Origin of the sequence: Streptomyces atratus (genome assembly GCF_900119365.1) — a bacterium.
Taxonomy (GTDB): domain Bacteria; phylum Actinomycetota; class Actinomycetes; order Streptomycetales; family Streptomycetaceae; genus Streptomyces; species Streptomyces atratus_B.
The window spans coordinates 185,003-200,407 of record NZ_FPJO01000004.1 but is presented as its reverse complement, the minus strand read 5'-3'; the positions used below and the strand labels follow the sequence as shown (position 1 = coordinate 200,407).

General features: G+C 70.3%; 11 protein-coding genes and 1 pseudogene. 7 read left to right on the top strand and 5 right to left on the bottom strand.

Annotated features, from left to right (window positions below; all coding sequences use genetic code 11):
* Positions 1-34: 34 nt before the first annotated feature.
* From BT364_RS09830 to BT364_RS09820, 3 genes are read right to left on the bottom strand one after another with little or no spacing between them, the layout of a single operon-like run.
* Positions 35-1,141, bottom strand: a complete 1,107-nt coding sequence (locus BT364_RS09830) for a calcium:cation antiporter (protein WP_072484743.1) — start codon at positions 1,139-1,141, stop codon at positions 35-37.
* Between the two features lie 60 nt (positions 1,142-1,201).
* A complete protein-coding gene (locus BT364_RS09825) occupies positions 1,202-2,752 on the bottom strand; it encodes an acyl-CoA synthetase (protein ID WP_072484742.1) in 1,551 nt (516 codons plus the stop codon).
* On the bottom strand, positions 2,749-3,858 hold the full coding sequence (locus tag BT364_RS09820) for an NAD(P)H-dependent flavin oxidoreductase (RefSeq protein ID WP_072484741.1): 1,110 nt from the start codon (positions 3,856-3,858) through the stop codon (positions 2,749-2,751). The genes BT364_RS09825 and BT364_RS09820 overlap by 4 nt, the downstream gene beginning before the upstream one ends.
* 182 nt (positions 3,859-4,040) lie before the next feature.
* Between BT364_RS09820 and BT364_RS09815 the strand changes: the two genes are divergently transcribed.
* Complete coding sequence (locus tag BT364_RS09815; protein WP_072484740.1) at positions 4,041-5,891, top strand: serine hydrolase domain-containing protein; 1,851 nt, start codon at positions 4,041-4,043, stop codon at positions 5,889-5,891.
* A gap of 30 nt (positions 5,892-5,921) precedes the next feature.
* Here BT364_RS09815 and BT364_RS41410 read toward each other — a convergent pair.
* A pseudogene (locus BT364_RS41410) lies at positions 5,922-6,065 on the bottom strand (MurR/RpiR family transcriptional regulator); the annotation flags it as partial.
* A gap of 282 nt (positions 6,066-6,347) precedes the next feature.
* On the bottom strand, positions 6,348-7,439 hold the full coding sequence (locus BT364_RS09805; protein ID WP_072484739.1) for a LacI family DNA-binding transcriptional regulator: 1,092 nt from the start codon (positions 7,437-7,439) through the stop codon (positions 6,348-6,350).
* A gap of 226 nt (positions 7,440-7,665) precedes the next feature.
* Between BT364_RS09805 and BT364_RS09800 the strand changes: the two genes are divergently transcribed.
* The 6 genes from BT364_RS09800 to BT364_RS09775 are packed head-to-tail and all read left to right on the top strand — an operon-like array spanning position 7,666 to position 15,401.
* Complete coding sequence (locus BT364_RS09800) at positions 7,666-8,934, top strand: ABC transporter substrate-binding protein (RefSeq protein WP_072484738.1); 1,269 nt, start codon at positions 7,666-7,668, stop codon at positions 8,932-8,934.
* Positions 8,935-8,946: 12 nt separating this feature from the next.
* A complete protein-coding gene (locus BT364_RS09795; RefSeq protein ID WP_256259661.1) occupies positions 8,947-9,915 on the top strand; it encodes a carbohydrate ABC transporter permease in 969 nt (322 codons plus the stop codon).
* Positions 9,902-10,825 (top strand): carbohydrate ABC transporter permease, encoded by a 924-nt coding sequence (locus BT364_RS09790; RefSeq protein WP_256259660.1) that lies wholly within the window; start codon positions 9,902-9,904, stop codon positions 10,823-10,825. Before BT364_RS09795 ends, BT364_RS09790 begins: the two co-directional genes overlap by 14 nt.
* A gap of 44 nt (positions 10,826-10,869) precedes the next feature.
* Positions 10,870-11,634: an SDR family NAD(P)-dependent oxidoreductase gene (locus tag BT364_RS09785; RefSeq protein ID WP_072484737.1), complete on the top strand. Its 765-nt coding sequence runs from the start codon at positions 10,870-10,872 to the stop codon at positions 11,632-11,634.
* On the top strand, positions 11,622-13,412 hold the full coding sequence (locus BT364_RS09780) for a heparinase II/III domain-containing protein (RefSeq protein ID WP_256259659.1): 1,791 nt from the start codon (positions 11,622-11,624) through the stop codon (positions 13,410-13,412). The genes BT364_RS09785 and BT364_RS09780 overlap by 13 nt, the downstream gene beginning before the upstream one ends.
* 3 nt (positions 13,413-13,415) lie before the next feature.
* Positions 13,416-15,401 carry a hypothetical protein gene (locus BT364_RS09775; RefSeq protein WP_072484736.1) on the top strand — a complete coding sequence of 662 codons (1,986 nt, stop codon included), beginning with the start codon at positions 13,416-13,418 and terminating at the stop codon, positions 15,399-15,401.
* Positions 15,402-15,405: the final 4 nt, after the last annotated feature.

Sequence of the window (15,405 nt, the reverse complement as noted above, 5' to 3'; positions counted from 1 at the left end):
GCGCGCGATCGGTCCCTGTCCGCCCGCCTCGCGGTCAGGGACTGATCGCGAGGAAGACGAACGCGGCGAAGATCGACAGATGGACGCCGCCCTGGAGCAGGGTGGCCCGTCCCGGTACGACGGTCAGCGCGCCGACCATCACGGTGAGTGCGAGCAGCACCATATGGGTGGCGCCGAGGCCGAGATGGAGCGGGCCGTCGAGCCAGACCGAGGCGAGGGCGATGGCCGGGATGGTCAGGCCGATGCTCGCCATCGCCGAGCCGAGGGCGAGGTTGAGACTGGTCTGGACGCGTTCGCGACGGGCGGCCCGCACCGCCGCCAGGGTCTCCGGCAGCAGCACCAGCAGCGCGATGACGACACCGACCACCGCCTGGGGCATCCCGGCCGCCTCGACCCCGGACTCGATGGTCGGCGACACGGACTTGGCGTCGCCGACGACCGCGACGAGCGCGATCAGCAGCATCGCCAGGCTCAGCGCTGTGGCGCCCCGGCCGGGCAGCGGGGCGTGGTGCTCCTCCGGTTTGAACGCGCCCTCCGGGGTGAGGGGCAGGAAGTAATCGCGGTGCCGCACCGTCTGCACGGCGACGAACAGCCCGTACAGGAAGAGTGAGGCGACGGCGGCGAAGGTCAGCTGGGCGGTGGAGAATTCGGGGCCCGGTTTGCCGACGGTGAAGGTCGGCAGGACCAGGCTGAGGGTGGCGAGCGTGGCGACGGTGGCGAGGGCGGCCCCGGAGCCCTCGGCGTTGAAGACGACGACGCGGCTGCGGACGGCGCCCACGAGCAGGGACAGTCCGACGATGCCGTTGCAGGTGATCATCACGGCGGCGAAGACGGTGTCGCGCGCGAGCGCGGACGTCTTGGGGCCGCCGTCCACCATCAGGGTGACGATGAGGGCCACTTCGATCACGGTGACGGCGACGGCCAGGACGAGCGAGCCGAACGGTTCACCGACCCGGTGGGCGATGACCTCGGCATGGTGGACGGCGGCCAGGACGGCGCCCGCGAGACAGAGCGCGACCGCGGCGACGGCGAAGGCCGGCAGCTCCCGTCCCCAGCTGAAGACCAGCGCGAGCGCGGCGACGATCGGCACGACCACCGTCCACCGGGTCGCCGGTGTCCGGACCGTCGCGCGCGCGTTCATGGGCCACACCCTGCCAGAGCCGGAACGGGGGCGCGCGTCGGGCGGCGGCCGGACGGCGGGTCACACGGCCCGGGTGTGTCCTTCCCAGTACGGGTCGCGCAGCCGCCGCTTGTAGAGCTTGCCGTTGGGATCGCGGGGCATCACATCGATGAAGTCGATGCTTCTGGGGCGCTTGTACCCGGCGAGGCGCTGTTCGCAGTGGCGCAGGATCCCGGCGGCGAGCTCCTGGCCCGCATCGTGTCCCGGGGCCGGTTCGACGACCGCCTTGACCTCCTCGCCCCAGTCGGGATGCGGGATGCCGAAGACGGCGACGTCGGCGACCGCAGGATGGCCGAGGAGGGCACCCTCGATCTCGGCGGGGTAGATGTTCACCCCGCCGGAGATGATCATGTCGATCTTGCGGTCGCGGAGGAAGAGGTAGCCGTCCTCGTCGAGGATGCCGAGGTCGCCGACGGTGAAGAAGTCACCGATGCGGTTCTTCCTCGTCTTGGTCTCGTCCTTGTGGTAGCTGAAACCGCCGGTGTTCATCTTCATGTAGACGGTGCCGAGCTCGCCGGGCGGCAGCCGCTTGCCGTCGTCGTCGAAGACGGCCAGTTCGCTGATCGGCCAGGCCCTGCCGACCGTGCCCGGCTTCTTCAGCCAGTCCTCGGCGGTGGCGAAGGCGCCGCCGCCCTCGCTGGCCGCGTAGTACTCCTCGACGCACCGCCCCCACCAGTCGATCATGGCGCGTTTGACGTGGTCGGGGCAGGGCGCGGCACCGTGGATGGCGTGCCGCATGGCGGTGACGTCGTAGCGCCGTTTCACCTCGTCGGGGAGGGCGAGGAGGCGGTGGAACTGGGTCGGGACCATGTGCGTGTGGGTGCAGCGGTGGGTGTCGATGAGCCGCAGCATCTCCTCGGGCGTCCATCGGTCCATCAGCACCAGTGGGTGTCCGATGTGCAGGGACGCGCCCGCGAACTGCAGAACGGCGGTGTGGTAGAGCGGCGAGCAGACCAGGTGGACGTTGTCGTCGAACGGTTTGATGCCGAAGATGCCGAGGAAGCCGCCGAGGTGGCTCTCCTCGGGGAGCCTGCCAAAGAGCGGTCGGCGGATGCCGCGCGGGCGGCCCGTGGTGCCCGAGGTGTAGTTCATGACCCAGCCCAGGGTGCGGTCGTCCGGGGCGTGTCCGGGCTGCCCTTCGAGCAGTTCGGCGTACGGGCGGAAGCCGTCGACCGTGCCCACGGCGTAGCGCTGGGCGGCCGGCAGCTCCGCCTCGTCGGCGGCCTCGGTCGCGGCCTGCGCGAACCGCTCGTGGGCGATGAGCACCTTGGCGCCGGAGTCGGAGACGATCCAGGCGATCTCGGGGCCGACGAAGTGGTGGTTGACGGGTACGAGGTAGAGGCCGGCCTGGGCGGCGGCGAGATAGGCGGTGAAGAACTCGACGCCGTTGGGCAGCACGACGGCGAACGCGTCGCCCCTTCGCAGCCCTGCCGCGCGCAGTCCGTGGACGAGGCGGTTGGCGGCGGCGTGCAGCCGGCCCGCCGTCCACCTCTCGCCGTCGGGTGCGGTCAGGACCGTGCGGTCGGGGTCGGCGGTGGCCTGGGCCCAGAAGCCGTTGGGCGGCCGGCTCATGAGGCGCTCCGTCCGGCGATGCGGTTGATCCGGTCCACGGCACGCTCGAAGCCGCGGGTCAGGTCGTCGAAAACGGCCTGCACGCTGCGTTCGCTGTTCATCCGGCCGACGATCTGACCGACGGGGGTGCCGAGCAGCGCGCCGGTCTCGTACTTCTGGATGCGGGAGACGGCCTCGGCCACCAGCAGCCCCTGGAGCGGCATGGGCAGCGTGCCGGGCCCGGCCGGGTCGTCCCAGGCGTCGGTCCATTCGGTACGGAGCTGGCGTGCGGGTTTGCCGGTGAGGGCGCGGGAGCGGACGGTGTCGCCGGAGCCGGCGGCGAGGAGTTTGCGGGTCAGCGCGCGGGAGTGGAGGTCGGCCTCCTCCGTGGTCAGCCAGAGGGAGCCGAGCCAGACGCCCTGGGCGCCGAGGGCGAGTCCCGCGGCGATCTGCTCGCCGCTGCCGATGCCGCCGGCGGCGAGGACGGGCAGCGGCCCGACGGCGTCGACGACGTCCGGGACCAGGACCATGGAGGCGATCTCGCCGGTGTGGCCGCCCGCCTCGTACCCCTGGGCGATGACGATGTCGATGCCCGCTTCGGCGTGGTGGCGGGCGTGCTTGGCGCTCCCGGCGAGGGCGGCGACGAGCACGCCCCGGTCGTGGGCGCGTCCGACGACGTCGGGGGGCGGTGACCCGAGGGCGTTGGCGAGGAGCCGGATGGGGTAGTCGAAGGCGACATCGAGCTGGTTGCGGGCGACCTCCTCCATCCAGCCGGTGATGCGCCAGCCGGACGCCTCGCCCTCCGGGAGTTCGGGGACACCGTGCTTGGCGAGGGTGTCCTGGACGAACTGGCGGTGTCCGGCCGGGATCATGGCCTCGACGTCGGCCTCGGTCACCCCCTCCACCTTTTTCGCGGGCATGACGACATCGAGGCCGTAGGGCTTGCCGTCGGTGTGCTCCTGCATCCAGTCGAGGTCGCGCGCGAGGTCGTCGGGGGCGGTGTAGCGGACCGCGCCGAGTACGCCGAATCCGCCGGCCCGGGTGATGGCCGCGGCCACCGCGGGGAACGGCGTGAAGCCGAAGATGGCGTGCTCGACTCCCAGTTTCTTGCTCAGCTCCGTCTCCATGGGCCGCAGGATGCCGCAGCCGGTCCCCCTAGGGAAGAGATTTTCTGATGCAGTGTCAGATTCTTTGTGGCGCAGGGGACCTCCGTGACGGCGGGGGTGACAGTAATCTCTGCGGCGGCAGGAAGTTTCATTGTCGGACGAAATTTCGAAAGTTACTTTCGCGCAGCAGGAAGGGGTTCCGGATGACCGAGGACGCGGCGGGCAGAGGGATCAGCCGACGGAGGCTGGGCGGTGGGATGCTGGCCCTGGGCGGGGCACTCGCCCTGGCGCCGATTCCGTTCGCGGAGCGGGCGTCGGCCATGGAGTCGGGGACGGGATCGTCGGACATGCGCACAGGGGCGCTCGGGAGCACCGCGTCGGGGCAGGGCCGGCCGACGCTGCGACGTGGACCGGCCGCCCGTGCCGGGCTGCTCCAGGAGCCGCTGGACCAACTGGTCGCCGACGCTGAGAAGTTCCTCTCCGCCTCCCCCAAGCACCCCTGGTACGCGGGGGCGGTGCTGCTCGCCGGGCGGGGCGGCACGGTGGCCCTGCACCGGCCGATCGGCAAGGCCGTGCGCTATGCGGCCTACGACGAGAAGACCGACACCGGGGTGGAGTTCCCGCCCGGACAGCAGATCGCCATGGCCGAGGACACCGTCTTCGACCTGGCCTCGGTATCGAAGCTGTTCACCTCGATCCTGGCCGTGCAGCAGATCGAGCGCGGGACGCTGGAGCTGGAGGCGAAGGTCGCCTCGTACCTGCCCGATTTCGCCGGCGGCGGCAAGCAGGACATCACGATCCGTCAACTGCTCACGCACACCTCGGGATTCCGCGCCTGGATCCCGCTGTACAAGGCGCCGACGCGGGAGGGGAAGCTGCAACTGCTGTGGAGCGAGGTGCCGGCCAACCCGCCCGGCACGGTGTACCTCTACTCCGACCTCAATCTGATCTCGCTCCAGCTGGTCCTGGAGAAGATCACCGGCCGCACGCAGGACGTCCTGCTCCGTGAGGAGATCACCGCTCCGCTCGGGATGCACCGCACCCGGTACAACCCCCCGGCCTCCTGGAAGCCGAAGATCGCCGCGACCGAGGACGCCCGGCTGCCCTGGTCCGGGCTGGACCGCGGACTGGTCTGGGGCGAGGTGCACGACGAGAACGCGTACAGCCTGGACGGGGTGGCGGGCCATGCCGGCGTCTTCTCCTGCGCCTGGGACCTGGCGATCCTCGCCCGTACGCTGCTCAACGGCGGGGTGTACGGCCGCGCACGGATCCTCTCCGCGGAATCGGTCGATCTGCTGTTCACCGACTTCAACACCGCGTTCCCCGGCGATGCGCACGGTCTCGGCTTCGAGCTCTACCAGCACTGGTACATGGGCGCGATGGCCACACCGCGCACCGCGGGCCACACCGGTTTCACCGGCACCAGTCTCGTACTGGACCCGACGACCGACTCGTTCCTGATCGTGCTCGGCAACTCGGTGCACCCGGTCCGCAATTGGCGTTCCGGCAGCGCGCCGCGCGTCGCCACGGCCAACCAGATGGCGCGCGCCGTCGCGGTCCGTCCCGCGCGCGGCCGTACCGCGTGGTTCTCGGGTATGGCGAGCGCCGCATCGGCCACGCTCACGCTGCCCGCGCTGCGCCTGGCCTCCTCGCACGCCCGGCTGAGCTCGGCCCTGTGGTGGGACACCGAGCCCGGCTCCGACTTCCTCTTCCTGGAGGCGTCGGCGGACGCCGGGGCGACCTGGCAGCCCGTACCGTTCACCACCGTACCGACGGCGGAGAAGCCCCGCCCGGAGCCCGAGCCGCATCCCACCGGCGCGGTCTCCGGCTGGTCCGGCCGGGTGTGGCACCGCCTCGACGCGGACCTCGCCGCCTGGCGCGGCAAGAAGGTCCGGCTTCGGTGGCGGTACACGACGGATCAGCTGTACGTCGGCCGCGGGGTGTACGTGGACGACGTCCGGGTCGAGGACGGCAACCGTACGGTCTTCGACGAGGGCCGGCCCGGCGACGCCGCGCGCATCGAGGCGCTGGGCTGGACCGCGTCGGCGGACTGAGCCCCGCCGGGCCGGGCCGCCACGGAAGCCGAGGCGTTGGCAGGCGCGGACGACCGATGACGGCGCCGTGCCGGCCAGGGCGGCGACGTCGCTGACGCTGAGCCGGACGAGGTCGGCCCCCTGGTCGAGGATCACCTGCGCGACGCGGGCCTCGGTCTCGCGGAGCTCCGGCAGTTCGGCCCGTACGTGAGCGCCGAGCCGGTACCACTCCTCTTCCGTGAGCGCTTCGGCCGTCTGCGCCTCACCGCCGGCGCGGTCGTCCTCGCCGGCATCACCGTTCTCGAACTCGCCCACCCATGAACGCGACGCCTCTTGCAACGCACTCGCAGGACACCCCGCGCGGCGCAGGCAGGCGGCAGCTCCCGGCACGCGATCCGGGTCCGACACGCCTCACCGGCGCTCTCACGCTCCTGCGCGGCGGGCGCAGACGTCGGCCGGGACCCGGGCATCGGCGACCTATGCCGATCGGCCCGCCGGCCGCTGCCTGGCCACGCTCGGCCCACCGACCGGCGCCGGGGCCGTCGACTCCCGTACGACCAGCCGCGGCCGGATGAGCAGTGACCGTCCCGCCGCAGGGGCCGAGTCGATCCGGGCCCGCAGCTGCTGGAACGTCTCCGCGGCCATCTCCGGCAGCGGCTGGCGGACCGTGGTGAGCGGCGGTTCGAAGAGGTCGGCGAGGAGGATGTCGTCGAAGCCGACCACGGAGACGTCCTGTCCGGCGTTGCGCCCGGCATCCTTGGCGCCCCGGCAGATCCCGATCGCGCACATGTCGTTGATGGCGACGAACGCGGTGGGCGGGCGCGGGCCGCCGAGCAGCTCCCTGGCCGCGTTGCGTCCCAGCTCGGCGGCGTCCTTGTCACCGAACTCGGTGGCGTCGGCGCCCGGCCAGACGATCGCGTCGGCCGGATCGAGGCCCGCCGACTCCAGGGCGGCCCGGAAGCCGCGCAGCCGCTCGCGGCGGTTGACGCTGTTGACCGAACCGGAGACGAACGCCAGCCGGCGGTGGCCGAGTTCGATCAGATGGCGGGTGGCGATCTCGGCGCCCATCGCGTTGTCGACACTGATGGAAGCCAGCGACGGCGGGTCTCCCGCCTGCGCGGTGCGGTCGAAGGCGACCATCTTCAGTCCGCGGCTGAGCAGCGGTGTCACATGGTCGAGCGAGGGCAGCGAGGAGCACAGCACCACTCCGCTCACCCCGTCCGCTAGCAACTCCTCGCCGTACTTGAGCTCGCGGGCCGCGTCGCGCTCGCTGTTGCAGAGCAGTACGTGATAGCCCTCGGCGAGCGCGATGGCCTCCAGCTCACGGGCGAGCGCCCCCCAGAACGGGTTGGCGACGGACGGCACGATGAGACCGATGACCTTGATGCGACCCGTTCGCAGCATCCGGGCCGCACGGTTGGGCCGGTAGCTGAGCTGCTCGATCACCTGCTCCACGCGCGCCAGCGTGGCCGCCTGCATACGGTCCGTACGCCCGTTGAGGACGTTGGAGACCGTGCTCGCGGAGACCCCCGCGGCCTCCGCGACCTGATGGATCGTTACCCCGCTCATGCCACCTCCGGTTCGGAACCCGTCTGACCCTACCAGTGTATCGATTTACTGAACTTCGTTTACCGGTATACCCGTTAACATCCCTGAAAATTCATGCGCATCAGCTGTTGACGTCGCTCTCACGGCGTTCCTAGCATCAGTGCATCGATTTACCAGCGCTTCTCAGCCATGGCCGAGATGCCATCGCTGGATCGATCCACAGTCTCCACCTCAAAAGGGGTGTCCCATGGAACTCAAAAGACGGTCGCTGCTTGCTGCCATCGGCGCCGGCACCGCTGCCGCCGCCCTCAGTGCGTGCGGCACCGGCACTTCGGCGGGCGGCTCCGCCGACGGCCCCGCCGAGGGTGAGATCACTCTGCTCACCCCGATCTACGAAGGCGCCGACGGCAAGACGCTGTTGGAGAAGGAGATACTCGGCGGCTTCCGGAAGAAGTACCCGGACGTCAAGGTGAACGTGGACTACACCACGTACGACCAGCTCAACGAGAAGATCACCACAGGGCTCGCGGGCGGTCTGCTGCCCGACGTGCTGATGATGGGCGTGGGCTGGATCCCGCCGTTCGCCGCGAAGAAGGCGATCGCGGAGCTGCCCGAGAAGTTCGCCACCGCGCACGACTACGAGAAGCGGGTGCTTGAGCCGTCCCGGTACGACGGCAAGCTGTACGCGCTGCCGGTCGTCCTCGACACCCGCATCGTCGTCTACCGCAAGGACCACTTCGCCGAGGCCGGCATCAAGAAGACCCCGGAGAACTGGGCCGAACTGCGCGCCGTGGCCAAGCAGCTGACCAAGAACGGCCGGTTCGGATTCGACCCGTTCTCCATCCATCTGCGCCAGTGCTGGGAGACCTTCCTCTTCGCCAACGGCGGCCAGCTCTTCAGCGCGGACGGCAAGAAGGTGCTGTTCACCGACGCCCGCGGGGTCGAGGCGCTGCAGTTCTTCAAGGACCTGATCAAGGACGGCTCCGCCGACTACGCCAAGAAGACGGACCTCGGGGCCCCGACCAACGTACAGACCGGCAAGGCGTCGATGATGATGACGAGCAGTGCCCTGTGGAAGCAGGTCGGGGAACAGAATCCGGAACTCCTCAAGGACGACAAGCTCGGCGCGTTCGTCCTCGCCAACCGCAAGCCCGCGATGCTCCAGGGCGGCACGCTCGTCACCCAGTCCGCCACTTCCAAGCACCCCGCGGCGGCCCGTGCGCTCGTCGAGTACCTCGCGACGCCCGAGTCGATCCTCGGTGCGGCCAAGCAGCGAGGATCGGTTCCCGGGCTGAAGGATCTCAGCGACTCCAGCTATGTGAAGGAGAACAAGTTCGTCGATCTCTCCCTGCAGAGCATGGGTGACGCGTGTTCGGAGGGCGGCACCGCTGCCTGGATGGAGATCCGCGAAAAGATCAAGCCCACGCTGGAGCCCGCCATCGTGGGCAACCAGTCGGCGAAGGACGCCATCGCGGAACTCGGCCGGCTAGCCGAGGCCGCCATCGGCCGGATGTAAGGACCCGTCACTGTGGGAGCGACATCCGTATTGAAGGCGAGGCCCGCGCGGCCGCCTTCCCCGACCGAGCACACGGTCGCGAAGAAACGCACGGGCCGGGCACCCACCGGCCCGGGGCGCCGCAGGCAACGCGCCGGCATGCTGATGGTGGCGCCCGCGCTGCTGCACGCCTCGCTCTGGATCGGCCTGCCGGTCGTCGCGTCGGTGGTTCTGGCCTTCACGAAGTACGACGTGCTGACGGCGCCGCAGTTCGTGGGCCTGGACAACTTCCGGGACATGCTGGACGACGCGGTGTTCCGCAAGTCCATCGTCAACACCGTCATCTACACCTTCTTCACCGTTCCGTTCGGCATGTTGCTGGGGCTGCTCGTGGCCCTGGCGCTGCACACCGGGCTGAAGGCGCGGGGCATCTTCCGTACCGCGGTCTTCATTCCCCAGGTGACGGCGACCGTCGCGATCGCCCTGGTCTGGCTGTGGATCTACAACCCGGGCAACGGGCTGCTGAACACGCTCCTGTCGTTCCTCGGGATCCAGGGCCCGGCCTGGCTGTCGTCGACATCGTGGGCGATGCCTTCGGTGATCCTGGTCGGCATCTGGCAGGGCATCGGCATGAAGATGCTCATCTACCTGGCCGCGCTGCAGTCCCTGCCGAAGGAGCTGTACGAGGCGGCTTCGGTGGACGGTGCGTCCAAGGTGCGGCAGTTCTTCTCGATCACCCTGCCGCTGCTGAAGCCCGCGACGTTCTTCGTGCTCATCACGTCGATGATCAGCGCGTTCCAGTCGTTCGACCAGATCTACATCCTGACCGACGGCGGCCCGGCCAACAGCACCACGATGATGACGTTCGAGATCTACAAGTCCGCCTTCCGGGAGTTCCGCATCGGCTACGCCTCCGCGCAGTCACTGGTGCTGTTCGTGCTGCTGATGGGCTTCACCCTGGTCAACCGGCGGATCATGGGAGGCACTCGTGGCCACAACTGAGCTGCACAGGGCCGAGGTTGCAGAGAAGGCCCGGCCCCGGACGAAGAGCAAGCCGCTCTCCGTCGGCCGGATCGCGCTCTATCTGACGCTCACCGTCGTCTCACTGCTGATGGTGGCCCCGTTCGTCTGGATGGTGCTCACCTCGCTCAAGACCCCGGTCGAGATCGCCTCGCAGGACGCCGGACTGCTCCCGGAACACTGGGAGTTCGGAAACTATGTCGACGCGCTGAAGGCGGCGCCGTTCGCGACGTACGCGCGCAACAGCTTCATCATCGCGTTCAGCCACACCCTCATCAATGTGGTCGTGGCGTCGATGGCCGGGTACTCGCTGGCGCGGATCAAGTTCCGGGGCAGCGAGGTCATCTTCTACCTCTTCATCGCCGCACTGATGATCCCCACGTACACCAAGGTGCTGCCGGAGTTCCTGATCGTCCGCTTCATGCCGCTGGCCGGCGGGAACGACATCTTCGGCCAGGGCGGCAGCGGCTGGCTGGACTCCTGGTGGGCACTGATCATTCCCGGCGCCGTCACCCCCTTCGCGGTCTTCCTCTTCCGTCAGTTCTATCTGGACCTTCCGGTGGAGCTGGAGGAGGCGGCCAGGCTCGACGGTCTGGGCGAGTTCCGGATCTACGCCCGGATCATGACGCCGCAGGTCAAGCCCGCGCTCACCACCGTGGCGCTGCTGACCTTCGAGGCGTCGTGGAACAACTTCCTCTGGCCGCTGCTGGTGACCCGCACGGACAGCCTGCGGGTGATCCAGGTGGGACTCTCCGTCTTCAAGACGGAGAACGGCCCTCAGTGGCACTTCCTGATGGCCGGCACCACGCTGGCCACGCTGCCCATGGTCATTCTCTTCCTCATCGGCCAGCGCTACTTCGTGCAGGGCTTCGCGACCGCCGGTCTCAAGTAACCGATCCCGGCCCTAACCACCGTTCTTCGAAAGGTACTTACTCCATGTCTGCTGATCTCAACGGCTCCCGCGCACTGGTGACAGGGGCGGGCCACGGAATCGGCCGCGCCATCGCCGTCGCGCTCGCCGAGGCCGGCGCGGACGTCGCCGTCCACTACCACTCCTCCGCCGACGAGGCCGCGAAGACGGTCTCCGCGATCGAGGCACTGGGCCGCCGGGCCAAGGCGTTCAAGGCCGATGTCACGGTGACCGGCGACGTGGACCGGCTCGTCGACGAGGCGACCGGCTTCCTCGGCGGCCTGGACGTCCTGGTCTGCAACGCGGGTCATCTGATCGGCCGGGCCACCATCGCCGAGATGTCCGACGACCACTTCGACCAGGTCCTCTCCACCAATCTGACCTCCACGTTCCGCACCGTGCGCGCCGCCCTGCCGCATCTCAAGGAGTCCTCGGCCGGCCGCATCATCACGATGTCCTCGCTGGCCGCGCACAACGGCGGCGGCCCCGGCTCGGTGGCCTACGCGGCGGCGAAGGCCGGTGTGCGCGGTTTCACGAAGGGCCTGGCCAAGGAGCTCGGCGGCACGGGCATCACCGTCAACACCGTGGCTCCGGGCTTCATCAAGGGCACCGCCTTCCACGACACGTTCACCGCGCCCGAGGCGCAGCAGGCGATGGAGGCCGGTATCCCGGTCGGCCGGGCCGGCACCCCCGAGGACGTCGCCGCCGCGGTCGTCCACCTGGCGTCGCCGTCGTCCGGCTTCCTCACCGCCACCACGGTGGACATCGACGGTGGCGTGTGGCCGCGTTGAGGCGGATCGCCCGGGAGCGGGGCGGCTGGTGGCACGCGTACGTCTGCCCGGCGCACGGCGTGGAGCTCGACCACGGCGACCTGCTCTCCGGGGTGTTCCCCGAGGACGGTGCGCGTTGTGCGTACGGCTGCCGGGTGGACGACGAGGCGGTGCGCGGCGCCTGGCTGGTGCTCTCGCACCAGGCGTGGGCGCGGCATCTGCGGGTGCTCGCCCACCGCGAGGAGCGCGCTGAGTCGGTGGCGCGGCTCGTGGAGTACGCGGGGCTGTACGCGGAGCTGGCCACCGAGCGGCACGGCGAGGCCCAGACCTGGATGCTGCGCGGCCGGCTCTTCCACCAGGCGCTGACCGATGCCATCTGGGCGGTGAACATCGGGCACACCGTGATCACGCTCGCCGAGCACTCCACCGAGGACCTGGTCCCGGTGCTGCCGCTGCTGGACGCGCTGGAACGGGCGGCTCTCGACGCCCGGGACGTGCTCACCGGTCAGGGCCACCTCGCCTCCAACTACACCGCGTGGCTCAACGCGGCCGGTGTGGCGGCGAGTCGGGGTGCCGCGGCGGCTCGCGGCAGCGAGTGGGACGGTGCCGGGCGGTGGCTGGAGGGCGAGCACGGGCTGTACGCGCATCTGCGGGTCGCGGTCGCCGATGACGGCTGGGAGTGGGAGGGCAGTACCTACTACCACGGGTTCGTGCTGCGGGCCGCGCTGCTGGCGCTGCGGGGAACCGACCCCGCGTCCGTACCGTCCGACGTGGTGGATGTGCTGGCCGGGATGACGGATGTGCTGGCGGCGATCGCCACGCCGGGCGGCATCCTGCCGGCGCTGCACGACGGCCCGTATCTGCGCGGTCCGCTCGCCCTGGAGTGGCTCGAACTCGTCGCGCTGGCCCAGCAGTTGGTTCCGTCACCGGCACTGGAGGCGGTGGCCGGGCGGGCCCGGTCCGAGCTCGGCGCGCAGGACGACGGGCTCGACCGGGAGCTGGGCGGCTGGTTCGCCGGTCCGCCGCTGCCCGAGCGCCCTGCGCCCGGTCCGGTCACGGTGTTCCCGACCGCCGGGTACGCGGTGCTGCACCACGCGGGAGTCCACGCGCTGCTGGACTTCGGTCCGCACGGCGGCTCGCACGGCCATCGCGACAAGTTGTCGCTGTATCTGTACGGCGACACCACCCCATGGCAGCCAGATCCCGGTCAAGTGCCCTACGCACACGCTGAGTTCCGTGATCTGTACGCATCGACGGAGGCTCATCCGGCGTTCCGGGTGAACGGCGCCGAACAGGCCGAGTGCACCGGGCGGCTGCTCGGCTCGGACGGTTCGTCCGTCACCGCCGAGGTGACGACGGCTTACGAGGGTGTGCGTGCGGTGCGGCAGGTGGTGCTCGGTGACAGCTATCTGGTCGATCTGCTGACGGTGCGTGCCGAGGACGAGCGGCGCCTCAGCGCGCAGCTCCGTCCCGGTGTCGCGCTGGACGTCCAGCTCCAGGCCTCGGGCGAGGTCCGCACCACCTGGTACGGCGACGAGACCCTGCACGGCCGGCACACCCACACCCCCGGCGCGACCGTACGTCCGGTCTCCCGGCCGGGCCCGGGCGCGGCCGACGATCCGCAGCGCGTGCGCACCCGGGTCGACTTCACCGCGCAGTCGGAGAAGGTCACCTTCGCCTCGGTGTACCAGGCGGCGTCGGCCGGGCCCGCCGTGACCGATGTACGGCTGGACGGTGACGGGGTGCTGGCGGTCTCGCTGACCGATGGCAGCACCGCACGGTTCCGGACGGAGGACTGACCCTTGTTGCTCTCGGCGACCCCGCCGCCCGGCCCGCGCCCCGCGCAGCAGGTGCGGCTGTACGAGGAGGCCGCCCGCCACCGCGGGCTGACCCCGCCGCGTACGCACCCCCTGGCCAGCATCACCTGGCTCGGTCCCGCGGCCTCCAACCCGGCGCTGGCCTACCGGGTGAGCGGCGATCCGGCTCACCTGGCGGAGAGCCTTCGCTGGATCGAGGCAGCGGTGCGGCTGCCGCACTGGGGCAGGGCCCATATGCCGGACCACGATCTGGATGCCGGCTGGCTGCTGCACCATCTGTCGCTCGCCCACCGGTGGATCGGCGACGAGCTCCCGGACGGGGTGCGGGCGCTGCTGCGGTACAAACTGCTGCTCCAGGGGCGGCGGATGTACGAGTTCGCGGTGGCGAGCGAGGGCCGCTGGTGGTCGTCGTCGTACTGGCAGAACCACAACTGGATCTGTTACGCGGGTCTGGCGACGGCCGGCTATGTGCTGGGCAAGGAGGAGTGGACCGAGCGCGCCAAGGACAACCTCGGCACGGTCCTCGACCTGATGCCGGAAGACGGTTCGCACGCCGAAGGGGTCGTCTACTGGCGCTACGGCGTGCCGTTCCTCGCCATCCATCTGGATCTCCTCCAGGAGGTGGAGGGCATCGACTGGTGGGGGCGGGGCGGCTTCCTCGCCAACACCTTCCGCTACCGCCTGCACCAGTTGGCCCCGGGCTTCGCGTTCAACGTCGACCACGGCGACTGCCACGACCGGCGCAGCGGACACAGCGCCGGCCTGTACTACCGTCTCGCGGCGCAGTACGGGATTCCTCAGGCGCAGTGGCTGGGCGATCTCGCCTCGGGTGAACTGCTGTGGCAGGAGGCGGCGGAGAGTGGGGTACGGCCGGGGATCCTGCCGGAGGCGTATCTCGAATACCTCTGGTACGACCCGTCCGTGTCCGCCGCCCGGCCCACCGAGACGCGGGCGTTCTTCCCGGATCTCGGCCTGCTCGCGGCCCGCACCGGATGGGGCGACGACGCCACGCTCGTCTCGTTCAAGGCGAGCCCCGGCGGTGGCCACAAGGCGTGGGAGACCTCCGCGAAGCACCGGGCGGAACTGGGCTGGGAGACCCTCGACCAGGGTCACCACCACCCTGATTCGGGCTCGTTCGTACTGGTCTCGCAGGGCGCGTTCCTCGCGGTCGACGAGGGGTACAGCAACCGCAAGCGGGCCGCGCACCACAATCTGCTCCTGGTGGACGGTCAGGGGTACGCGGACGAGGACCGCTACCACGTCTACAAGGACATCCCGTACGAGCGGCAGGCCCGGCAGCGCGATGTGCTCGCCGGTCCCGGCTGCGGCTGGGCGCACGCCACGGCGGAGATCGCCGCGATGTACGACCCGGCGCTCGGGGTGCGGCGGCTGGACCGGACGCTGGTGTTCACCCCGTCGGGACGGCTCGTGCTGCTGGATCTCGCCGAGGCCGACGCGGAGCGGGAGTGGACGTTCCTGCTCCAGACCGACCGGCCCACCGAGGCGCGGCCGGACGGCGGCCGGCTGATCCGGTCCGGGGCGGCCTCCGCCCTGGTGCGGCAGTTCGCGCCGCTCGACGCCTCGGTCGTCTCGGAGGCCACCGAGGTCGAGGCCAATCCGGCGTCGAGCACGCCGGAGCTGCGTCTCGCCCGCACGTTGCACACCCTGCGGGCGACGACCGCGCGCGCGGCGGACGCGCTCTTCCTCACCGCGATCGTCCCGGACGCGGCACCTGCCTCGGTCGAGCAGGTCGTGTGCGCGCAGGGGCAGGGCGTCACCTTCGGCGAGGAGACCGTGCTCCTCTCCCCCGTCGCCCGTCGTATCCGCAACCCCGCGGTGTCGGCCGACGCAGCGGCGGTGCTGCTCGGGGCCGACGGCTCGGCCCCGTACGTGGTGGCGGCCACCCGGCTGGAGCTGGACGGCCGCGTGCTGCTCGATGTCCCGGAGCCGTACACAGGAAAGGTCGGCTGATCAA